The sequence below is a fragment of the Sphingomonas panacis genome, from assembly GCF_001717955.1.
GTDB classification, from domain to species: domain Bacteria; phylum Pseudomonadota; class Alphaproteobacteria; order Sphingomonadales; family Sphingomonadaceae; genus Sphingomonas; species Sphingomonas panacis.
Genome location: NZ_CP014168.1, coordinates 3,375,611 through 3,396,741, shown reverse-complemented (window position 1 = coordinate 3,396,741; position 21,131 = coordinate 3,375,611). Strand labels below are relative to the sequence as shown.

Annotated in this window: 21 protein-coding genes; 13 read left to right on the top strand and 8 right to left on the bottom strand. The window is 64.2% G+C overall.

Annotated elements, in window-relative coordinates; genetic code table 11:
- Nucleotides 1-26: 26 nt before the first annotated feature.
- From uppS to hflX, 13 genes are all read left to right on the top strand, one after another.
- A complete protein-coding gene (gene uppS / locus J0A91_RS15445; protein WP_240502296.1) occupies nucleotides 27-695 on the top strand; it encodes a polyprenyl diphosphate synthase in 669 nt (222 codons plus the stop codon).
- Complete coding sequence (locus tag J0A91_RS15440) at nucleotides 692-1,486, top strand: phosphatidate cytidylyltransferase (protein ID WP_069205654.1); 795 nt, start codon at nucleotides 692-694, stop codon at nucleotides 1,484-1,486. Before uppS ends, J0A91_RS15440 begins: the two co-directional genes overlap by 4 nt.
- Nucleotides 1,486-2,643, top strand: coding sequence for a 1-deoxy-D-xylulose-5-phosphate reductoisomerase (locus J0A91_RS15435; protein WP_069205653.1), 1,158 nt, complete (start codon nucleotides 1,486-1,488; stop codon nucleotides 2,641-2,643). The genes J0A91_RS15440 and J0A91_RS15435 overlap by 1 nt, the downstream gene beginning before the upstream one ends.
- Nucleotides 2,640-3,773, top strand: a complete 1,134-nt coding sequence (gene rseP, locus J0A91_RS15430) for an RIP metalloprotease RseP (protein ID WP_069205652.1) — start codon at nucleotides 2,640-2,642, stop codon at nucleotides 3,771-3,773. Before J0A91_RS15435 ends, rseP begins: the two co-directional genes overlap by 4 nt.
- Nucleotides 3,774-3,841: 68 nt before the next feature.
- Nucleotides 3,842-6,634: an outer membrane protein assembly factor BamA gene (gene bamA, locus J0A91_RS15425; protein WP_420852801.1), complete on the top strand. Its 2,793-nt coding sequence runs from the start codon at nucleotides 3,842-3,844 to the stop codon at nucleotides 6,632-6,634.
- On the top strand, nucleotides 6,634-7,359 hold the full coding sequence (locus tag J0A91_RS15420; protein WP_069205651.1) for an OmpH family outer membrane protein: 726 nt from the start codon (nucleotides 6,634-6,636) through the stop codon (nucleotides 7,357-7,359). Before bamA ends, J0A91_RS15420 begins: the two co-directional genes overlap by 1 nt.
- Before the next feature lie 10 nt (nucleotides 7,360-7,369).
- Nucleotides 7,370-7,846: a 3-hydroxyacyl-ACP dehydratase FabZ gene (gene fabZ, locus J0A91_RS15415; RefSeq protein WP_069205650.1), complete on the top strand. Its 477-nt coding sequence runs from the start codon at nucleotides 7,370-7,372 to the stop codon at nucleotides 7,844-7,846.
- A 7-nt stretch (nucleotides 7,847-7,853) separates the two neighbouring features.
- A complete protein-coding gene (locus tag J0A91_RS15410; RefSeq protein WP_069205649.1) occupies nucleotides 7,854-8,072 on the top strand; it encodes a hypothetical protein in 219 nt (72 codons plus the stop codon).
- Nucleotides 8,073-8,166: 94 nt separating this feature from the next.
- Entirely contained in the window at nucleotides 8,167-8,400 is a 234-nt protein-coding gene (rpmE, locus tag J0A91_RS15405) for a 50S ribosomal protein L31 (protein WP_069205648.1), read from the top strand.
- A gap of 248 nt (nucleotides 8,401-8,648) precedes the next feature.
- Nucleotides 8,649-10,859, top strand: coding sequence for a sensor histidine kinase NtrY-like (locus tag J0A91_RS15400; protein ID WP_069205647.1), 2,211 nt, complete (start codon nucleotides 8,649-8,651; stop codon nucleotides 10,857-10,859).
- Between the two features lie 3 nt (nucleotides 10,860-10,862).
- On the top strand, nucleotides 10,863-12,236 hold the full coding sequence (gene ntrX, locus J0A91_RS15395; RefSeq protein ID WP_069205646.1) for a nitrogen assimilation response regulator NtrX: 1,374 nt from the start codon (nucleotides 10,863-10,865) through the stop codon (nucleotides 12,234-12,236).
- A 108-nt stretch (nucleotides 12,237-12,344) separates the two neighbouring features.
- Entirely contained in the window at nucleotides 12,345-12,836 is a 492-nt protein-coding gene (gene hfq, locus J0A91_RS15390; RefSeq protein ID WP_069205645.1) for an RNA chaperone Hfq, read from the top strand.
- Between the two features lie 10 nt (nucleotides 12,837-12,846).
- Nucleotides 12,847-14,136 (top strand): GTPase HflX, encoded by a 1,290-nt coding sequence (gene hflX, locus J0A91_RS15385; protein WP_069205644.1) that lies wholly within the window; start codon nucleotides 12,847-12,849, stop codon nucleotides 14,134-14,136.
- An 80-nt stretch (nucleotides 14,137-14,216) separates the two neighbouring features.
- Here hflX and mazG read toward each other — a convergent pair whose 3' ends face one another.
- Genes mazG through J0A91_RS15345 form a run of 8 tightly spaced genes read right to left on the bottom strand, consistent with a single transcriptional unit; the run spans nucleotide 14,217 to nucleotide 21,106 of the window.
- Nucleotides 14,217-14,969 carry a nucleoside triphosphate pyrophosphohydrolase gene (gene mazG / locus J0A91_RS15380; RefSeq protein WP_150126930.1) on the bottom strand — a complete coding sequence of 251 codons (753 nt, stop codon included), beginning with the start codon at nucleotides 14,967-14,969 and terminating at the stop codon, nucleotides 14,217-14,219.
- A gap of 56 nt (nucleotides 14,970-15,025) precedes the next feature.
- Nucleotides 15,026-15,226 (bottom strand): hypothetical protein, encoded by a 201-nt coding sequence (locus tag J0A91_RS15375; RefSeq protein ID WP_069205642.1) that lies wholly within the window; start codon nucleotides 15,224-15,226, stop codon nucleotides 15,026-15,028.
- Nucleotides 15,223-15,987, bottom strand: coding sequence for an MBL fold metallo-hydrolase (locus J0A91_RS15370; RefSeq protein WP_069205641.1), 765 nt, complete (start codon nucleotides 15,985-15,987; stop codon nucleotides 15,223-15,225). The genes J0A91_RS15375 and J0A91_RS15370 overlap by 4 nt, the downstream gene beginning before the upstream one ends.
- A complete protein-coding gene (locus tag J0A91_RS15365) occupies nucleotides 15,984-16,760 on the bottom strand; it encodes a TatD family hydrolase (RefSeq protein ID WP_069205640.1) in 777 nt (258 codons plus the stop codon). The genes J0A91_RS15370 and J0A91_RS15365 overlap by 4 nt, the downstream gene beginning before the upstream one ends.
- Nucleotides 16,760-18,289 (bottom strand): methionine--tRNA ligase, encoded by a 1,530-nt coding sequence (gene metG, locus J0A91_RS15360; protein ID WP_069205639.1) that lies wholly within the window; start codon nucleotides 18,287-18,289, stop codon nucleotides 16,760-16,762. Before metG ends, J0A91_RS15365 begins: the two co-directional genes overlap by 1 nt.
- A gap of 53 nt (nucleotides 18,290-18,342) precedes the next feature.
- Nucleotides 18,343-19,323, bottom strand: coding sequence for an AAA family ATPase (locus J0A91_RS15355; RefSeq protein WP_069205638.1), 981 nt, complete (start codon nucleotides 19,321-19,323; stop codon nucleotides 18,343-18,345).
- Nucleotides 19,320-19,946 (bottom strand): dTMP kinase, encoded by a 627-nt coding sequence (tmk, locus tag J0A91_RS15350; protein ID WP_069205637.1) that lies wholly within the window; start codon nucleotides 19,944-19,946, stop codon nucleotides 19,320-19,322. Before tmk ends, J0A91_RS15355 begins: the two co-directional genes overlap by 4 nt.
- Entirely contained in the window at nucleotides 19,943-21,106 is a 1,164-nt protein-coding gene (locus tag J0A91_RS15345) for a D-alanyl-D-alanine carboxypeptidase family protein (RefSeq protein WP_069205636.1), read from the bottom strand. Before J0A91_RS15345 ends, tmk begins: the two co-directional genes overlap by 4 nt.
- Nucleotides 21,107-21,131: the final 25 nt, after the last annotated feature.

The following is a 21,131-nucleotide window of genomic DNA, read 5'->3' as shown; positions in this document are numbered from 1 at the left end:
CGGTGCCCCGCCATGTTGCGATCATCATGGACGGCAATGGCCGCTGGGCCAAGAAGCGCTTCCTCCCGCGCGTCGCCGGCCACAAGGCCGGCATCGATGCGGTGCGCCGGGTAACGCGCGCCGCGCGTTCGATGGGGATCGATGCGTTGACGCTCTATGCCTTTTCCTCCGAGAATTGGCGACGTCCCGAGGACGAGATCAGCGACCTGATGACGCTGATGCGCGTCTTCATCCGTTCCGATCTCGACGAACTGGTGCGCGAGAATGTGCGGCTGCGGGTGATCGGCGACTATCGCCGCTTCTCGTCCGATCTGGTCGTTTTGGTGGATGAGGCGATCGCACGGACGGCCGCGAACACCGGGCCGATCCTTGCGGTCGCGCTCAATTACGGTTCGCAGGCCGAACTGGCTAACGTCGCGCGTCGTCTCGCGGAGCGAGCGATGCGGGGCGATCTCGATCCCGCCACGATCGATACCGGACTGATCGAGTCGCAACTCGACACCTACGACCTGCCGCCCCTCGATCTGTTGATCCGCACGTCGGGCGAAGTGCGGCTGTCCAATTTCCTGCTCTGGCAAGCGGCCTATGCCGAACTGCTGTTCACCGAGACCTTGTGGCCCGATTTCGACGGCGCGGCCTTGGCCGATGCGGTCGCCATCTTCGGCCAGCGGCAACGCCGGTTCGGGGGCCTGTGAACGAGGGCGGGGCGTCTAAGCGGCCCTCCGAACTCGCGCTGCGTACGATTGTCGGCATCGCACTGATCGCGGTCGCACTGGGTGCGATCGTCGCGGGCGATATCGTATTCTGGCTGGTGTGCGTTACGTTGGGGCTGTTGATGATGGGCGAATGGGCCGATCTCCAGGCGACCCCCGCCGCCACCAAGCGGCTTGCACAACTCGCGCTTTTCGTGCCCTTGTCGGTGATGGCGCCGATCATGGCCGGGCCGGGCTTCTTCACGCTCGGGCTGCTGGCGGGGGCGGGGTTCTTCATCGTCATCGTCACGCAGCGCCCGATGCTGGCGGCGGGGGCGATCTACGTCGGACTGCCGACGCTGGCGCTGCTGGTGATTCGTGAACAGAAGGAAGGCATCGTCTTCACGCTCTGGGTGCTCGCGTTGGTGTGGGCGTGCGATATCGGTGCGTATGCCGCCGGCCGTGTGATAGGCGGGCCAAAGCTCGCACCGGCGATCAGCCCCAACAAGACTTGGGCAGGGTTGCTCGGTGGCATGGCGATGGCGGCGATCTTCGGCGCATTCCTACACGCGATGTATGGCTTGCCGCTGCGACTCACCCTCGCCACACCATTCCTCGCGGTGATCGCGCAGGGTGGCGATCTCTACGAGAGCTGGCTCAAGCGCCGTGCCGGCGTGAAGGACAGCGGCAACATTTTTCCCGGTCACGGCGGCGTGCTAGACCGGCTCGACGGGCTGGTGCCCGTAGCGCCGGTGGCGGCGTTCCTGGTCATTTTGCCGAGATTTTATTTCTGATGAAGACAGTTACGATTCTCGGCGCAACGGGCTCCGTCGGCCGCTCGACGCTCGATCTGGTCGAGCGTGAGCCGGACGCGTTTCAGGTGCTCGCGCTGACCGCGCACCGCGACGTGACCAAGTTGGCTGAAGCGGCGATCCGCACCAAAGCCAAGCGTGCCGTGGTCGCTGATGAAGCGTGCCTGGATGCACTGCGGAGCGCGCTGGCCGGCACCGGCATCGAGACGGCGGGCGGCGAGCAGGCGGTGCGTGACACGGCCGACCTGGGCGCGGACCTGACGATGGGCGCCATCGTCGGCTGCGCCGGACTGGAGCCGGTGCTGGCGGCGATCGAGCAGGGTCGGACCGTCATCATCGCCAACAAAGAGCCGCTCGTCTCGGCAGGCGAGGTTGTGCTTGCGGCAGCGGCGAGGAGCGGCGCGACCCTGTTGCCCGCCGATTCCGAACATAACGCGATCTTCCAGTGCTTTGACGTGGCGCGGCCCGGTCGCGTGCGGCGCATCATCCTCACCGCCAGCGGTGGCCCGTTCCGCGACTGGTCGCTGGATCAGATGCGGGGCGTAAGTGTCGAACAGGCGGTCGCGCACCCGAACTGGTCGATGGGTGCGAAGATATCGGTCGATTCGGCGACGATGATGAACAAGGGCCTTGAGCTGATCGAAGCTGCGCGGCTGTTCCCGGTGCCGCACGACGCGATCGAGATCATCCTGCATCGCCAGTCGGTGATCCACTCGATGGTGGAATATGTCGACGGCTCGACGCTCGCGCAGCTCGGCCCACCCGATATGCGCGTGCCGATCGCAAGCTGCCTCGCCTGGCCCGATCGGATGGCGACGCCGATGGCGCCGCTCGATCTCGTAAGGATCGGCCGGCTCGATTTCGAAGCGCCCGACGCGGTACGCTTCCCGGCGCTGCGGCTCGCACGTGAAGCGCTCGATGCGGGCGGTGCGCGGCCTGCAATCCTCAACGCCGCCAATGAGATCGCGGTCGCCGCGTTTCTTGACAGGCGGATCGGCTTCCTCGAAATTGCCGCAATCGTCGAAGATACCTTGATCCGCTACGATCCGCCCGCGCCGGGGGCACTCGCCGACGTTCTCGCCGTCGACGCAGAGGCGCGAGTGATCGCGCATGAGCGAGTGAAGGATTGCGTTGCGTGACCCACAGCCCCGGCTTCCTGCTGACCGTGCTCGCGTTCGCGCTGGTGATCGGCCCGCTCATTTTTCTGCATGAGATGGGGCATTATCTCGCTGGGCGGCTGTTCGGCGTGAAGATCGAGGCTTTCTCGATCGGTTTCGGCCAGGAAGTGTTCGGCGTCACCGACAAGCGTGGCACGCGGTGGAAATTCTCGTGGATGCCGCTCGGCGGATACGTGAAGTTCGCGGGCGACATGAACGCGGCAAGCCAGCCCGGCACCGAGTGGCTGATGCTGCCGCCCGAGGAGCGCGCGAAGACGTTGCAGGCGCGGCCGGTGTGGCAACGCGCGATGGTGGTGGCTGCGGGTCCGATCGCCAATTTCGTCGTCGCGATCGTGATTCTCGGCGGTTTCGCGCTGACATATGGTGTGGATGCCACCCCCTCTGTGATCGGCGTCGTCGCACCGAAGAGCGCTGCGGCAAGCGCCGGCCTTCAGGTCGGCGACCGTATTATCAGTCTTGGCGGCCGCGAAACGACGACCTTTGCCGATCTTGCCCAGTTTACCGTTTTGCGCCCCGACGAGCGCGTAAACGTCCGCTTCGTGCGCGCCGATAACCTGATGAACCGCGATGTGACGATCGGTGCGCTGGTGCAGCGTGACGCCTTCGGCAACGAATTCCGCAAAGGTCTGCTCGGCATTGGCCCGGTCAGACCCGTGCTGCGTCCGGTCAGCCTGATTGAAGCACCGTTCGCCGGTATGAAGATGACCGGTGAAATCCTGCGCAGCACGCTTGACGGGCTTGGGCAGATCCTGACCGGACGCCGGTCGGTCGATGAGCTTGGCGGGCCGCTGCGCATCGCCAAGGTATCGGGCGAACAGCTTTCGCTCGGCGCACCTGCGCTGATCTGGATGATCGCGGTGATTTCGATTAATCTGGGATTCATCAACCTCTTGCCAGTCCCAGTGCTCGATGGTGGTCACCTGTTCTTCTACGCGATAGAGGCGATCCGGCGCAGGCCGGTGCCGGTCCACGTACAGGAATGGGCGTTTCGCGGCGGGCTTGCGGCGATGCTGGCCTTGATGTTGATGGTGACGTTCAACGATCTGGGATCGTTTGGGCTCTGGAAAAACCTCACCGGCTTGATCGGCTGACGAAGGTGGGGCAGGGCGGGTCCGCGGTGTTGCGGTCCGCGAGTATTTTCTCCGATTTGGGGTGGGAAGTGACAGCGATCAAGGTTTCGACGTTCGGAAAGCATGCGCTCGTCACGCTTTTGGCGGGTACGGTGCTTTCCACGATGCCGAGCGCGGCCGCCGCCCAAGGCGGTGGCATGCGGGGCGGCGGACAGCGTGGCGCTGCGCCGCGCGGCGCGGCGCAGCCGATCCCGATGCCGCCCGCGCCAGCGACAGGTGCGGCCGTGGTCGTCAGCGATCCCAACGCCAAGAAGATCCTCACACTTCGTGTCGAGGGGTCTCAGCGTATCGAGCCTGAGACGGTGCTGTCCTACACGCGGCTGCGCGTCGGCGTCGCCTACAACAACGAACTGCTCGATCAGGCGATCAAGGATTTGCTGGCGAGCGACCTGTTCGCCGACGTGTCGATCAGCGGCGTCGAGAGCGGCAACATCGTGCTGCGCGTGCGCGAGAACCCGATCATCAACCGCGTGATTCTGGAGGGCAACAAGCGCCTGAAGGAAGACAAGATCACCAAGGAGATCAAGCTCAAGCCGCGCCAGATCTTCACGCGCACCGCCGTCCGGCAAGACGTCGCGCGAATCGTCGAACTGTATCGCCGTCAGGGCCGATTCGCCGCCGCGATCGAGCCAAAGATGGTCACGCTCGACCAGAACCGTGTCGATATCATCTTCGAAATCAACGAGGGGCCGAAATCCAAGGTCCGCCAGATCAATATCCTTGGCAACGAAGTGTTCTCGGACAAGGCGCTGCGTGGCCAGATGGCGACCAAGGAAGCGCGGCTGACCACACTGCTCAGCTCGAACACGAGCTATGATCAGGATCGCCTCGCCTACGACCAGCAGAAGATGCGTCAGTTCTACCTGACCAACGGCTATGCCGACTTCCGCGTGACCTCCGCCGTCGCCGAGCTGACGCCCGATAAGAAGGACTTCATCATCACCTACGTGGTGGAAGAAGGAAAGCGCTACAAGTTCGGCGACGTGACGGTCGATAGCGACATTCGCGATTTCGACGGCAAGAAGGTCGCCGCCGGCCTGTCGATCAAGAAGGGTGACTGGTACGACGCCAAGAAGGTCGAGGATACGGTCGACAGCCTGAACCAGTCGGCTGGTCTCGTCGGCTATGCGTTCGCGGATACGAACCCCGAGTTCAACCGCGATAAGGACACGCTGACGATGGGGATCAATTTCCACATCGCAGAAGCCAAGCGCAGCTATGTCGAGCGGATCAACGTCACTGGCAACACGCAGACGCAGGACAAGGTAATCCGGCGCGAGATCCGTCTCGCCGAGGGTGATGCGTTCAACAGCTTCCAGGTCAAGCGCTCGCAGGACCGGATCAACTCGCTCGGCTACTTCCAGGACAAGTTCGAGATCAAGCAGAGCCAGGGGTCGGCGCCCGATCGTGTTGTGCTCGATGCCAATGTCGAGGAAAAATCGACCGGCGAGCTATCGTTGTCGGTCGGCTATTCGAGTCTCGAGAACTTCATCATCCAGGCCTCGATCACGCAGCGCAACTTCCGCGGCAAGGGGCAGGAGCTGCGCGCGAGCGTCAACTACTCGAGCTATTCGAAGTCGGTCAATCTCGGCTTCACCGAACCGTACCTGTTCAACAAGAACATCGCCATCGGTGGCGACCTCTTCCGGCGTGATTACAACGCGTTCAACTTTAGCGGCAGCGATCGTCAGACGACCTATACTCAGGTGTCGACCGGCTTTCAGATCCGTGCGGGCGTGCCGCTCACAGAATATTGGTCGCTCGCGGGGCGCTACGGCCTTACCTACGATCAGGTCGGACTGAATGGGCAGTATTTCAACTCCGACGGCAGTTGTAACGTTCTCGCCGCCGGCAGTTATCTGTGTCAGGCGATCGGTAATCGCTGGACCTCGTCGGTCGGATATTCTTTGATCTTCGACTCGCTCAACAGCCGGTTGCGCCCGACGGCAGGGCAGAAGTTCAGCCTCAGCCAGGATTTCGCCGGTTTGGGCGGTGACGTGCGCTACGTTCGTACGCGCGTCGATGCGACCAAGTACAAGAACCTCGGCGCCGGTTTCATCGGCTCGCTGCACGTCGAGGGCGGCTATATCTTCTCGCTCGAAGGCAAGAAGCCGGCTGGCGTCGACAAGATCCGTATCACCGATCGCTTCTACCTCGGCGAGCCGGATTTCCCCGGCTTCGACATTCGCGGTGTCGGCCCCCGCGTGACGCGAACGCCCTATACCACCGATGCGACAGGCAAGCAGATCCTCGTCACCGACAAGAACAGCATTGTCGATGACGCGCTGGGCGGCAACAAATACTATGTCGGCCGGCTAGAAGTGCAGATCCCGCTGGGATCGGGTGCGCGTGAACTGGGCTTGCGGCCGTCGATTTACGTTCAGGCAGGCGCCTTGTGGGGCGTGACCAAGCCGGTCGCGACGGCAAACTTCCCGACCACGATCGATCCGGTGACGGGCCGCGCCACTGTGCAGCCGCAGGTCACGCCGGTTTTGGACAGCACAAGCGGCAAACCGCTATTCGCGGTGCCAGCCACCGATGGCGCCAATGCGGGGTTGCAGACGATCTGCGCAGTCGGCTATTCAGCGAGCGCGACCACGCCCTGCGTCGGCTCGTCGGTGAACAACGCCGTGACCAGCAGCACCGCACCGTTCCTCGAACAGTTCCTGGGCAATTCGGGGGCGCCGCGCATTTCGGTCGGCGCCGGCGTAAACTGGAACTCGCCGTTCGGGCCGCTCCGCATCGATATCGCCTATGCCTTGAAGAAGGTGAAGGGCGACGACACCAAGCTTGTGACATTCAACGTAGGGACACAATTCTGATGAACACGTTCAAGAAGCTCCTGATCGGCGGCGCGATCGTCGTTCCGGCCGCGTTCGCAGCCAGCGCGGCCACCGCGCAGGTTTCGGGCATCGCTTTCTCCGATCCGGAATCGGTCATCCTCAGCGCCAAGGCACTCGATGCCGCCAACCAGACGATCGCGACCACCTACAAGGCGCAGCTCGATCAGGCACGCGCGCGTCAGCAGACGCTCGACACCGAACTGCAGGCACTGATCGCCCCGCTCGACACCAACAAGGACAAGCAACTTTCCGACGCCGAGGTGCAGGCGGCGCAGGCCGCCAAGAACCCGGCCCTCGCAAAGCTCGAAGCCGCCCAGAAGGCGGGTCAGCAGGAAGTTAGCCGCCTGCGCCAGCCGGCGACGCTTGCCCAGGCCTATGCGATCGAGCAGATCGCGATGAAGTATGATCCGGCGATGAAGGCCGTGGTCGCCGCCAAGAAGGTGAGCCTGCTGCTCTCGGCTGGCGCGATCCAGTACAATTCGCCCGAAGCCGATCTGACCGACGAGATCAAGGCCGAACTCGATCGCCAGACGCCGTCGGTGTCGGTGACGCCGCCCGCTAACTGGCAGCCGAGCCAGCAGACCGGTCAGCTCTTCCAGCGCTATCAGCAGCTCGTCTATTACAGCGCGATGCAGCGCCAGCAGGGCGCGGCTGCCGCACCTGGCGCCGCAGCGCCCGGCAAGCCCGCACCGCAGGGGCGCTGATCGTCCCGCGATGACGGATCAAGCCGAAGTCCGCACCACTGGCCCGTTCGATATCGCACGGGTCATGGCGGCGCTGCCGCATCGCTATCCGATGCTGTTGGTCGACCGTGTCGAGGAGATCATCCTCGACCGGTCGATCACGGCGATCAAGGCGGTGACGATCAACGAAAGCTTCTTCCAGGGACATTTCCCCGGTCGTCCGATCATGCCGGGCGTTCTGATCGTCGAGGCGCTGGCGCAGGCCGCCGGTGTGCTCGCGGTCGAGAGCCTCGGACTGGCCGGCTCGGGCAAGCTCGTCTATTTCATGGCGATCGACGGTGCCAAGTTCCGTAAGCCCGTCGAGCCGGGCGTTCTGCTCAAGCTCGAGGTCGAGTTCGTGCAGAAACGCAGCAGCGTCTGCAAGTTCGCGGGCAGGGCCACGATCGACGGGCAGCTTGCGGCGGAAGCGAACTTCACCGCGATGATCGCCGATCCTCCCAAGGCATAGTGCGGTTTTGGACGCTCTGACCTGGTTCGGGCTGCTCGCGCTGTCGTTCACGCTTGTGTGTTATGCGCTGGAAAGCCGGTCGTCCTGGTGGACGCTCGGCTTTGCGGCTGGTTGCGTGCTCGGATCGTTTTACGGATTTCTGCAGGGCGCGTGGCCATTCGGGTTGGTCGAGGCGATCTGGGCGGTGGTGGCGCTACGGCGGTGGCTCTCGCTGCGTCACGCCTGAGTTGCCAGCCGTTATTGCACTGCCCGCGCAGCTCTGATAGGGGCCGCGCCTTCGCCGCTGGTCGGAAACCAGTGGCTTTCACCGGAGATACGACGTGAAGAGCAACATCCACCCCGATTACCACATGATCAAGATCCAGATGACCGACGGCACCACGTTCGAGACGCGCTCGACCTGGGGCAAGGAAGGCGATCTGATGCAGCTTGAAATCGATCCGCTCGCGCACCCGGCCTGGACCGGCGGCAAGGGCCAGATGCTTGACGCGGGTGGCCAGGTTGCGCGCTTCAACAAGCGTTTCGGTGGCATTTCGCTCTCCGGCAAGAAGTAAGCGTCCGGTCGGCGGTCGCGGCGCGGCAACGCGTCGCTGGATCGCCGCCGAATTCGAACACGCGGTTGCCGATCGGCGCCGCAGCGACCGCTTGCTACCGATCTCGTGGATAGAGATCGGTAGCGAGCGGTTTTCGTTTGTGCGGCCGATGGATGCGCCCCAGCACGGCGATAGGTCGGGGCGCGGATCGGCTGACATGAACGATTAGTGTGTTTTCTTTGCAACGGCGACGTTGTAGGGAAAGCACGATGGTGTTGCGCGTAGCCCCGAGTTCCAGTGACCGCGCGTTTCGGTTTCCCGAAATCGCCGCAGCGATCGAACTGGCAGCGCTCGGCATTACGGTTGCGATCTCGATCGCGACTTACTCCGTTATCCGCACGCATGCGCTCGCCGAACAGATGGTGCCACCCGCACTAAGCGCGTTCCTGTTGCTCGCCAATCTGTTGCCACTGGTAGCGATCATCATTCTGGTTGGGCGCCGCATTGCCCGCCACCGCGCTCAGCGCTCGGCGGTCGCAGGGGGTGGCCAGCTCCATGTCCGTCTGGTGGCGATCTTCTCGCTGCTGGCCAGCATCCCGATTGTGCTGACAGTGATTGCCGCCTCGTTCATGTTCCAGTCCGGAATCGAATTCTGGGTGTCGGACCGCGCGCGGAGTTCGTTCGAGGCCTCAATGAACATGGTGCGTGATTCGCAGCGCGAGATCATCACGCGCTGGTCGAACGAGGGCCGCGTGATGGCCGCGGATATCGCGAGCGAGTCCGCGCAGATTCCGGTCGGCTCGCCACGCTTCCCCACGTTCCTGCAATATCAGACGTACCAGCGCAGCCTCAGTCAGGCCGCAGTGTTCCGCTACACGCCAACCGGGGGGATTGAGCCGATTACGGTGGTGGCGGTGCCCGATCTCGCCGTTCTCGCCAAGCGCGCCGATCCCAAGATTCTCAACATCGTCAAGCGGCAGAACCGCGCCTATGTCGATCTCGCCAAGGATATGGTGTGGGTCGTCACGGCGCTGCCTGCATCCGACAATCTGTATTTATATGTCGGCACCGGCACGAACGCGGACTTCCTCAACCAGCAGCATGTCGCCGCTGAGGACGTTCTCAAGGATTACCGCGACATCCAGGCGCGGGCGCGTGCTCTGCAACTCCAGTTCAACGCGGCGCTGTTCGCGGTGGCGCTGCTGATCGTCGGCGTGGCGGTTTGGATTGCACTCGCCGTAGCCGACCGTCTGGTACGGCCGATCGACGAATTGGTCGGCGCCGCGCGATTGATCGCCGACGGCGACCTTACCGCGCGCGTACCCGAACGCGAGGAGCGCGACGAGGTTGGCACGCTCGCCGCTGCGTTCAACCAGATGACGAGCCGCTTGCAGGCGCAGACCAGCGCGCTCGAAAGCCGCCGCGCGCTGATCGAAGCGGTGATGTCGGGCGTGACGGCCGGCGTCATTTCAATCGCGCATGATGGAACGATCCGCCTCATCAATCGCTCGGCGGCGACCTTGCTCAAGACCGGCGACGACAATCTCGTTGGCAAGCCGCTATCGCTGGTCTCACCGGAACTCGGTGCCTTGATTGAGAGCGAGGATCGCGAGGCGATCGTCGAGGTCGATGCGACCGGTGAGGCCAAGACACTCGCGGTGAAGATCACGCGCGCGGGCGAGGGGCCGATCCTGACGTTCGACGACATCACCGGCCAGTTGCTCGATCAGCGGCGCGCCGCCTGGTCGGACGTGGCGCGCCGCATCGCACATGAGATCAAGAACCCGCTCACCCCGATCCAGCTCGCCGCCGAACGGCTCCAGCGCCGCTACGGCAAGCAAATCCCTGCGGATGACGGCACCTTCGCCCGTCTGACCGATACGATCGTCCGTCAGGTCGGTGATCTGCGGCGGATGGTCGATGAATTTTCGTCGTTCGCGCGCATGCCAAAGCCAGTGTTTCGCAGCGAACCGCTGCTTGAGGTCGCCCGGCACACGTTGTTCCTGCACGAAGTCGCGCATCCGGCGATCCGTTTCGTGCTGCAATATGACGAACCGGGACCGATGCTGGTGTGCGATCGCCGCCAGATCGGCCAGGCGCTCACCAACATCATCAAAAATGCGGTGGAGGCGATTGAAGCCAAAGGTGAAGGCGAGGACGGGGGAGTCGCGATGACCCTCACGCAGGAAGCTGATGCGGTGACAATCGTTGTTCGTGACAGCGGCATTGGTCTGCCCGCCGCGCGAGACCGCATCGTCGAACCGTATGTGACGACACGCGCGCGCGGCACCGGCCTCGGGCTCGCCATCGTCAAGAAGATCGTCGAGGAGCATTTCGGTACGATCAGCTTCGCCGACAACGAAGGCGGCGGCACCTGCGTGACGATCCGCTTCGATACCGTCGCACTTGCGGCACTGGACGCCGGCGAGGCTCCTACCTCCGAAACCCGCGCGCCCGACTATAACCAGAACCGGACCTGACCTATGGCACTCGATATCCTCATCGTCGACGACGAGCATGACATTCGCGATCTCGTCGCGGGCGTCCTTGAAGACGAAGGCTATGGTACGCGCACCGCGGCCAACAGCGACGCCGCGCTTGAGGCGATCTCCATGCGGCGGCCGTCGCTCGTGTTGCTCGACGTATGGCTGCACGGCTCGCGGCTCGATGGCCTCGATCTGCTCGACGAGATCAAGCGGCGCGACTCGACCATCCCTGTGCTGATGATCTCGGGCCACGGCAATCTCGACACTGCCGTCGCCGCGATCCGGCGGGGCGCCGCCGATTTCATCGAGAAACCGTTCGAAGCCGAACGCCTGTTGCTAATGGTCGCACGCGCGACGGAGACCGAGCGGCTGCGCCGCGAGGTGGCGTCCTTGCGCGCGGTCGCCGCGCGCGATGCCGATCTCACCGGCAATTCCGCCGCCATCAATGCGGTGCGTGCGACCCTCAAGCGTGTCGCCGCGACCGGCAGCCGCGTGCTGGTGATGGGTGCAGCGGGCGTTGGCAAGGAAATCGCCGCGCGGCTGCTGCACGGCTGGAGCCAGCGCGCCGATGCGCCGTTCGTGATCGTCAACGCCGCGCGCATGACGCCCGAGCGAGTCGACGAGGAACTGTTCGGGGTGGAGGAGGGCGGTGATCTCGTCCGTTCCGGCCTGCTCGAACAGGCGCATGGCGGCACGCTGTTCCTCGACGAGATCGCCGACATGCCGATCGCCACGCAGGCCCGCATCCTGCGGGTTCTGACCGACCAGAGCTTCACCCGCGTCGGCGGCACGCGCATCGTCAAGGTCGATGTCCGGGTCGTCTCCGCAACATCGCGCGATCTGGCCCACGAAATCGCCGAGGGCCGCTTCCGCGAGGATCTCTATTATCGACTCAACGTCGTACCGGTCCAAATCCCGCCGCTCGCCGAGCGGCGGGAGGATATCCCGGCGCTGATTTCACACTTCGTCGCGCATTACGCCGCAGATCGGCGCGTGCCGACGCCAGAGATCGCACCTGACGCGATGGTCGCGCTGCAATCCTATGAGTGGCCGGGGAACGTCCGCCAGCTCCGCAACATCGTTGAGCGTGTCATCATCATGGCGCCGGGCGACCGGATCGGCCGCATCGACCTCGACATGCTGCCGAGCGAGGTGCTGGGCGATCCCGGCGAACTCGGCAGCGGCGCGACAGCTATCATGGGCTCGCCGTTGCGCGAGGCGCGCGAAACCTTCGAACGGGAATATCTGCGCGTCCAGATCAAGCGATTCTCGGGCAACATTTCGCGCACGGCGAACTTCATCGGCATGGAGCGTTCGGCACTGCACCGGAAGCTCAAATTGCTCGGTATCACCGAGGGGCGCGAGGAATAGTGGACGAAACCGCCGCGCGCGCCTAGATTGGCGCCGCGACAATCGCACAACCGACGCCGTAAATGGCGCGCTGCGGGAAAAAACCCGCCAAAAACAAAGGATCGACCGATGGCCGACAAACCAGCTTCGCTTCAGGATCTCTTTCTCAACGCACTGCGCCGCTCCAAGACCCCGGTGACGATGTTTCTCGTCAAGGGCGTCAAGCTTCAGGGCATCGTGACGTGGTTCGACAATTTTTCCGTGCTGTTGCGCCGCGATGGCCAGTCTCAGCTCATCTACAAGCACGCCATCTCGACGATCATGCCGTCGAGCGCTGTCGATATCGCCGCGATCGTCAACGCGGTCGGCGAGGCGCAGCGCAAGCAGCCGCTGCTTCAGGAGATTTTCCTCAACGCGGTCCGCAAGTCGAACGACAATGTGACGATGTTTCTCGTCAACGGTGTGATGTTGCAGGGACACATTGCCGCGTTCGATCTGTTCTGCATGTTGCTCCAGCGCGATGGCATGTCGCAGCTCGTCTACAAACATGCCGTGTCGACGATCCAGCCGGCGCACCCGCTGAACCTCGCCGATGAGCAGGCCGAGACAGAAGAAGATTGAGAGTGACGCTTTGAGTACTGGCTTCGATCGGGACCGCGACGAGTTTGCCCGCGGTGCCCGCGCCATCGTCGTATATCCCGATCATGGCGCCTCGGCGCGCGATGCGGATGCGCGCCTCGACGAGACCGCTGGCCTAGCCGCCGCAATCGGCGTGACGGTGGTGGAGAAAGTCGCGCTTCGCCTTCGCGCGCCCAAGCCCGCCACGTTGATCGGCAGCGGTCAGGTCGAGCAACTCGCCGCGACGGTGCGGATGGAGGAGGCGGGTCTGGTCGTGTTCGATGCCGCACTGACTCCGGTGCAGCAGCGCAATCTCGAAACCGCGCTCGAAGCCAAGGTGATCGACCGTACCGGGCTGATTCTCGAAATCTTCGGTGAGCGTGCCGCGACCGCCGAAGGGCGGTTGCAGGTCGAACTCGCGCATCTCGATTACCAGGCCGGTCGGCTCGTGCGGAGCTGGACCCACTTGGAGCGCCAGCGCGGCGGCTTCGGCTTCCTCGGTGGCCCGGGCGAGACGCAGATCGAAGCCGATCGCCGCCTGATCCGTGACCGGATGGCGCGGCTACGCAAGGAACTCGATTCGGTCAGCCGCACCCGCGGGCTTCACCGCGAACGCCGCCAGCGTGCGCCGTGGCCGGTAATCGCTCTGGTCGGCTATACCAACGCCGGCAAATCGACGCTGTTCAACCGGCTGACCGGCGCGCATGTGATGGCCGAGGATCTGCTGTTCGCGACGCTCGACCCGACGCTGCGGCAAATCTCGCTGCCCGGCATCGACAAGGCGATCCTGTCCGACACCGTTGGATTCGTGTCTGAACTGCCCACCCAACTCGTCGCCGCGTTCAAGGCAACGCTGGAAGAGGTGGTCTCGGCCGATCTGCTGATCCACGTCCGCGACATCGCGCACCCCGATACGCAGGCACAGCGTGACGACGTCGAAGGCGTGCTACGCGATCTCGGCGTCACCGAGACTACACCGCGCATCGAAGCGTGGAACAAGCTCGATCTGCTCGAAGGCGAAGCGCGCGAGGACATGCTCGTGGAGGCCGGCCATCGCGATGACGTCGTGCCGATCTCTGCGCTGAGCGGGGAAGGGCTCGACACCCTCGTCGCCACGATCGGCGCACTGCTGACCGAGGGGCATCGCCGCTACACGATTACGCTCGAATCGGCCGACGGCGCCGGTGCGGCTTGGTTGCACGCGCACGGCGAAGTGCTGGGGCAGGCGGTCGATGGCGAACACGCGCTCTACGATGTTCGCATGTCCCCGAGCGATTACGAGCGGTTCCTCACACGCGGTTAGAGGAACGCGGCCCGCTCGATGGCAAATGACGGGGAACGCGGGCATGCAGCAGTTCGATCAGCATACGAACAGGACGCTCGTCATGCACTTGTCGAGTTCTCGCGCGCCTTAACCGCCGTCCATAGGAGCTCCTGCGCATCGAGATCGCGCGCCGCCAACTCCGGATCGGCCGCCTCCATCGCTTTGAACCGCCGTTCGAATTTCGCGTTGCCGGCCCGCAACGCCGCCTCGGGATCGACACCCAGCTTGCGCGCCCAGTTGACGACCGCGAACAGTAGATCGCCAACCTCTTCCTCGCGCTCGGCCTGCGTCGCCGCAGCGGCCACCTCCGCCAGTTCCTCATCGATCTTGGCACGCGGACCGCTCGCATCCGGCCAATCGAATCCGACGCGGGCGGCGCGCTTCTGGAGCTTCTCTGCACGCAGCAGAGCGGGCAGGCCGGCCGCAACGCCGTCGAGAGCGCCTGACGACGCCTTGGCCGCGCGTTCCTCGGCCTTGATCTGCTCCCAGCGGTGATTGCCGCCCTCCGTCGCGTCGCCGAAGATATGCGGATGGCGGCGCTCCATCTTGTCGCTGATCGAGGTCACCACGTCGGCGAGCGTGAAATAACCGGCTTCCTCGGCCATCCGGCTGTGGAACACGACCTGAAGCAGCAGGTCGCCGAGTTCATCGCGAAGCTCCACCATGTCGCCACGCTCGCAGGCGTCAGCGACTTCATAGGCTTCTTCGATCGTGTACGGTGCGATCGAAGCAAAGGTCTGCGCGCGATCCCATTCGCAGCCGCTGACCGGGTCGCGGAGGCGGGCCATGATCGTTGTCAGACGCTCAACCATTGCCGCCCCTCGCATGATCCATAAGTTCGATAATACATATTATGTTAAATCAACAGTCATAGCCCAAGAGAGCCGCGCATCCCAGCGCCAACGCCCATCGCCTCCTGCCAAGCCGCTACGACGCAAAACAGCAGCAGAAAGATCGCCAGCCAGGCCAGCGCCATCTTGACCACCTCACCGACCGGCAAACGTCGGGCGACCAGCGCCGAGATCGGTAGCACCAGCATAACTACGTAGAACAGCACGTCGCCGGTCACAGGTCGATCTCCAGCCCATCATATGCCGGCTCGATCCCGTCCGGTAGCCGCGCCGCAAGCGTGACATAATCCATCGACTGATCCATATGGGTCAACACTGCACGGCGCGGCTTGACTGCTTCGATCCAGCCCAATGTCGTAGCGAGATCGGCATGCGTCGGATGATACCGTTCGCGCAACGCATCCACAATCCAGACGTCAAGATCCTCATAAAGTGACTGAACGATGCCAGCCATCTCATTGATATCGGTAGCATATCCAAGGCTCTTGCCATCGGCCTCGAAGCGCAACCCGGCAGACGTGATTGATCCGTGCGGCTGATCCGCAACACGGATCGAAATGTCGCCGATCGTGAGCGCGTCGCTCAAATCCGCGATCGTTACCGTTGGCGGATAGCCACCGGCGCCCGCGAAGACGTAAGGAAAGCGCGTCATCAGCGACTGCGCCGTCCAGGGCCTGGCGAAGCCCCGCACCGGATGTCCGAGTTCATGATAGACTTGCCGCAGATCGTCGATGCCATGCGTGTGGTCGGCATGGTCGTGAGTCCAGATCACCGCATCAACCGTCGCGACCTGCGCCGCCAGCAACTGCGCGCGCATGTCCGGCCCGGTATCGACGAGGATGCGCGTGCTCGCGGTCTCGACCAGGATCGAGACGCGCGTGCGGGCGTTGCGCGGATCGGCGGGATCGCACGCCCCCCAATCATTCCCGATCCGCGGCACGCCCGATGACGTGCCCGATCCGAGAACCCGCACCTTCATGCGCGCACTTTGCTAAACAGCGCGTAAAAGTTTCGCGCGGTCGCCTCGGCCAGGTCCTCCACGCTTTGCCCGCGCAAGCCGGCAAGGAAGGCGGCGGTATCCGCGACAAACGCGGGTTCGCCGGTCTTGCCGCGATGCGGCACCGGCGCGAGGAACGGCGCGTCGGTTTCGATCAACACCCGGTCGAGTGGCAATCGCGTTGCGGTCGCCTGCAGATCCTTGGCGTTCTTGAAGGTGACGATGCCCGAGATCGAAATGTAGAAGCCGAGATCGAGTGCGATATCGGCAAACGCATCGCTCGCCGTGAAGCAATGGATCACCCCGGGGAAGGCCCCCTGCTCCATCTCTTCGCGCAGGATGGCGGCGGTATCGTCCTCGGCGTCGCGGGTGTGGACGACGATCGGCAATTGCGTCTCGCGCGCGGCGGCGATGTGTGCGCGGAAGCTTGCCTGCTGGCGCTCATGGTCGCTCTTGTCGTAATAATAATCGAGGCCGGTTTCGCCGATGCCGACGACGCGCGGGTGCCGGGCACGCTCGATCAGCCGTGCGGTGCTGACGTCGGGGTGCTGATCGGCCTCATGCGGGTGGATGCCGACGGTGGCCCACACGTCGGGCTCACGCTCGGCGGTGCCTAGCACCACGTCCCACTCGCTCTCGCGCGTCGCGATGTTGAGCATCACCTCGACCCCGCGGGCGCGGGCGTTGGCGAGCACCTCCTGCTGCCGGTCACCCAGGCCGTTGTAATCGAGGTGGCAATGGCTGTCAGCGAACATCAGGCGTCCGCTTCCACAGGCAGGTCGAGACGGGGAAACACGCCTTGGGGCGCCGGCAACGTTGTCCCGGCGATGATCGGAACATTAAGCGCGGCGAAGTCGCGCGCGCTGGAGTCTTGACCGAGCAGGTCCAGCAGTCGGTCGGCTCCGCCCGGGATCACCCAGCGTACGAGGATGGCAAGTTGGCGGATCGCTTCGGCGGTATGATAGAGGACGCCGTCCGCCCGTGCCGGATCGGTCTTGCGAAGCGCCCACGGCGCCATATCCGCGAAATAGCCGTTTGCAATCCGCACACAGTCCCAAATCGCCTCGAGGGCTTCATTGATCTTCAAATCGCGCATCGCTTCGACGATCTGGCCGAGCGGATCGCCGAAGTCCGGCGCGGGGGTATCCACCGTATCGGCTGGCACCACGCCCCCGCACGTCTTGGCGATGATCGACAAACAGCGCTGCGCGAGATTGCCGAGGCCATTGGCGAGATCGGCGTTGACACGCGTGACGATCGCCTCGGCCGAGTAGCTGCCGTCCTGCCCAAAGCTCACTTCCCGCAGCAGGAAATAGCGCAAGGAATCCACACCGAATTTCTCGGCAAGACCAATAGGATCGGTGACGTTGCCGAGCGACTTTGACATCTTCTCGCCGCGGTTGAGCAGGAAGCCATGACCGAACACCGATTTCGGCAGCGCCAACTTCGCGGACATCAGAAAAGCTGGCCAGTAAACCGTATGGAATCGCACGATATCCTTGCCGATCAGGTGGAGATCGGCCGGCCAATACTTCGCGAGCGCCGCGCCATCATCGGGATAACCGACGCCGGTGAGATAATTGGTCAGCGCGTCGACCCAGACGTACATGACGTGCCCGTCGCTACCCGGCACCTTCACGCCCCAGTCGAAGCTCGTTCGCGACACGGACAGATCCGCCAGCCCGCCTTCGACGAAGCGCAGCACCTCGTTACGACGGCTCTCCGGCCGTATGAAGTCCGGGTTGGCTGCATAGTGATCGAGCAGCGGTTGCTGGTATTTGGAGAGCCGGAAGAACCAGCTTTCCTCGGCCGTCCAGGTGACGGGGGTGCCTTGCGGCGAGAGCTTTACGCCCCCTTCCCCGTCCACCAGTTCCTTCTCGTCGTAATAGGCTTCGTCGCGAACTGAATACCAGCCTTCGTAGCGGCTCAGATACAGGTCGCCGGCATCCGCCATTGCCTGCCAGATCGCCTGGCTGGCGCGGTGATGATCCGGCTCTGTGGTACGGATGAAACGATCATACGACACATCAAGGCTATCGCACATCGCCTTGAACAATCCCGACATTTCGTCGGCGAGAGCGCGCACCTCAACGCCTTTGTCGCGCGCGGTCTGCACCATCTTGAGGCCGTGTTCGTCGGTACCGGTCTGAAAGCGAACGTCGCGCCCGGCCTGACGGTGAAAGCGCGCGATCGCATCGGCGGCGATCGCCTCATAGGCGTGGCCGATGTGCGGTTTGCCGTTGGGATAGCTGATCGCGGTCGTGATGTAATAGGGTTCGGACATAGGCGGCTCCTAGAACATCGGACCGAGCAATTGAAGCCTCCCCCGGGAGACGGCTATTTCGCGAGCGTTGCCACCAGTCCGGCCATTTCATACACCGTCCCCTGCGCATCGAGCGACAATCCACGCGCGCTCGCCGAAAGCGCGCGGGCGGTGTCATAGCTGTCCAGCGCGACGCGCAGGCGTTCGCCATGCCGGTCTCGCGCGCTCTCGGCGATGAAGGCGGGCGCGCGGTCAAGAAACGCTTCGTAGCGCGGCTGCGCGGCCTTCAGCGCGAGCGCCTTGGCGAGCTTCACCCGGCGCGCGTTGCTGCGGTCGCCATCCTGCGCGATCGCCGCCAATACGGCGTCCAGCGCGGCGAGATCGAGGCCCGCGAACCCCAGCGCCCGCCCCGGTGAACCCGCGCCGGCGCGGACCAGCGCCGCGACCTCGGCATCATCCGCCTTGCCGAGATGCTCCCGCACGATCCGCGCCATGTCGCTTTCGCCGAGCGGGTCGAAGCGCAACAACCGGCAGCGCGAGCGGATCGTCGGCAGCAGCCGCCCCGGCGCATGGCTGATGAGGATGAAGATCGTCCCCGCCGGCGGCTCCTCGAGGCTCTTGAGCAACGCATTCGACGCGCCGGGCCGCTCGACATCGTCGATTGCGTCGATCAGCACGACCCGGCGCGGCGACAATGATGGTTTCATCGCGAACATCGGCAGCAGCGCGCGAACCTGCGCGATCGGAATGCTGCGCGCCAACTCCTGCCCCGTCTTGTCCGATTCCTTGGGCAAGCGCTTGAGTTCACGGTAATCCGGGTGCGATCCAGCCCCGATCAGCCGGCGCGTCTGGTGGTGTTCGGGGACGTCGAACCCCGGCGGCAACGTGCCCGGCGCCGCCGCGTCGGCGAGCAACCGCATCGCCGCCGCGCGCGCGAAAGTCGCCTTGCCGATCCCTTCCGGCCCGGCGAACAGCCAGGCGTGGTGGAGCGTGTCGCCCGACATTGCCGCTGCGAAGGCCGCGTGCGCGGCATCATTGCCAACCGGCAAGGTCATGGCAGGAGGTCGGCCAATCCGGCCAGTAGCGCTTCCGTCACGCTGTCGGGATCGGCCGAAGCGTCGACAAGGCGGAAACGCTCGGGCTCGTTCGCGGCGAAGCGCCGGAACGCAGCGGCGACGTCGGCGTGGAACGCATCGCCGCGCGCCGCGAAGCGATCCGCCGCCACGCCATCGCGGCTTTCGGCCCGCGCACGGCCCTGTTCGACCGGCACCTCCAACACGAAGGTCCGATCGGGCAACAACCCGCGTGATCCGAAGCCATGCAGCGCCAGGATCGCCGCATCGTCGATCCCGCCTGCGAGCCCCTGATACGCGCGGCTGCTGTCGAGATAGCGGTCGCAGATCACCCACGCACCCGAGCCTATCGCCGGGCTGATCGTCTTCTCGACATGATCTGCGCGCGCGGCGGCGAACAGCAGCGCCTCGCTATGTGTGCTCCAGCGAGTCTGCGCGCCGTGGAGAAGAAGCGCGCGGATCGCCTCGGCACCCTCGCTGCCGCCGGGTTCGCGGGTGACGACCACCTCCAGCCCGCGCGCGCGCAACGCCTCGGCGAGTCGCCGCGCCTGAGTCGATTTACCCGCCCCCTCCCCGCCTTCCAGCGAGATGAAGCGGCCGCTCAAGCGCCGAACAATCCCGTCAGCCCGGCCCAGACGCGACCGAAGAAGCCAGCTTCGGCGACATCGGTCGCGGCCACCAGCGGCAGGCGCTGGGTTGGCATGTCGGGCGCGGTGACGACGAGATCGGCGATATGCTGGCCGGCCTTGATCGGCGCCTTGATCGGTCCGTCATACGCCACCTTGAGCGTCATTTCCGAGCCGACGCCAGCGGGCAACGTGGCGGTGAGATCCTTGCCCGCGACGAGATCGACATGGTTGCTCGTGCCAAGCTGAACCTCGGCGGTCTCGACCTTCTTGCCCTTGCGCGCGATCGGCTTGGCCTGCCACGAGCGGAAGCCCCAGTTCATGAACTTGACCGATTCCTCGGCGCGCTGGCCGTAGGTGCCGAGTCCGGCCAGCACCATCACCAAGCGACGGCCGTTATGGATCGCCGAACCGGTGAAACCATAACCCGCTTCCTCGGTATGGCCGGTCTTGAGGCCATCCGCGCCAGCGACCCGCCCGAGCAGCGGATCGCGGTTTTCCTGCTTGATCGCCGCGCCAGCGCCGAGCGTCTTGCCCCAAGTGAAATCGGGGCGCGAATAGAATTTCTTGTACAAATCCGGATAGTTATTGATCGTGGCCTTGGCGAGCGCGGCAAGATCGCGCGCGGTCACATAGGTGACGCCGCCATCGGGCCAGCCGTTCGACGTGCCGAAATGGCTGTTCTTGAGGCCGATCTTCTCGGCATCGCGGTTCATCCGCTCGACGAACGCCGGCTCGGTTCCCGAAATCCCCTCTGCGAGCACGACGCACGCGTCGTTCCCCGAAAGCGTGACGATGCCGTAGAGCAGATCGGCCACGCTGACCTTCTCGCCTGCCGACAGGAACATCGTCGAGCCTTGTGAGTGCCACTTCTTCCACGTCTCGGGCTGCATCTCGAACTGTTGATCGAGCTTGAGCTCGCCCTTCTTGATGAGATCGAAGGCGACATAAACCGTCATCATCTTCGCGAGCGATGCCGGTGGCATGCGGCGATCGGCATCCTTCTGGTACAGGATCGATCCCGAGGACATGTCCTCCATATACGCGACCGGCGCGGGCGTATCGAATTGCGGCGCGGCGGCGAGGCCGGGCTGGACGACGAGCATCGCGAGAACAGAGGCGGCGATCAGTTTCTTCATTTCAGGCGGTCCCGTTACGCTAAAA

Coding starts and splice junctions, on each gene's coding strand:
- uppS (WP_240502296.1), top strand. CDS start 27: ATGGACGGCAATGGCCGCTGGGCCAAGAAGCGCTTCCTCCCGCGCGTC.
- J0A91_RS15435 (WP_069205653.1), top strand. CDS start 1,486: ATGAAGACAGTTACGATTCTCGGCGCAACGGGCTCCGTCGGCCGCTCG.
- J0A91_RS15420 (WP_069205651.1), top strand. CDS start 6,634: ATGAACACGTTCAAGAAGCTCCTGATCGGCGGCGCGATCGTCGTTCCG.
- fabZ (WP_069205650.1), top strand. CDS start 7,370: ATGACGGATCAAGCCGAAGTCCGCACCACTGGCCCGTTCGATATCGCA.
- J0A91_RS15400 (WP_069205647.1), top strand. CDS start 8,649: ATGGTGTTGCGCGTAGCCCCGAGTTCCAGTGACCGCGCGTTTCGGTTT.
- ntrX (WP_069205646.1), top strand. CDS start 10,863: ATGGCACTCGATATCCTCATCGTCGACGACGAGCATGACATTCGCGAT.
- hfq (WP_069205645.1), top strand. CDS start 12,345: ATGGCCGACAAACCAGCTTCGCTTCAGGATCTCTTTCTCAACGCACTG.
- mazG (WP_150126930.1), bottom strand. CDS start 14,969: ATGGTTGAGCGTCTGACAACGATCATGGCCCGCCTCCGCGACCCGGTC.
- J0A91_RS15370 (WP_069205641.1), bottom strand. CDS start 15,987: ATGAAGGTGCGGGTTCTCGGATCGGGCACGTCATCGGGCGTGCCGCGG.
- J0A91_RS15365 (WP_069205640.1), bottom strand. CDS start 16,760: ATGTTCGCTGACAGCCATTGCCACCTCGATTACAACGGCCTGGGTGAC.
- metG (WP_069205639.1), bottom strand. CDS start 18,289: ATGTCCGAACCCTATTACATCACGACCGCGATCAGCTATCCCAACGGC.
- J0A91_RS15355 (WP_069205638.1), bottom strand. CDS start 19,323: ATGACCTTGCCGGTTGGCAATGATGCCGCGCACGCGGCCTTCGCAGCG.
- J0A91_RS15345 (WP_069205636.1), bottom strand. CDS start 21,106: ATGAAGAAACTGATCGCCGCCTCTGTTCTCGCGATGCTCGTCGTCCAG.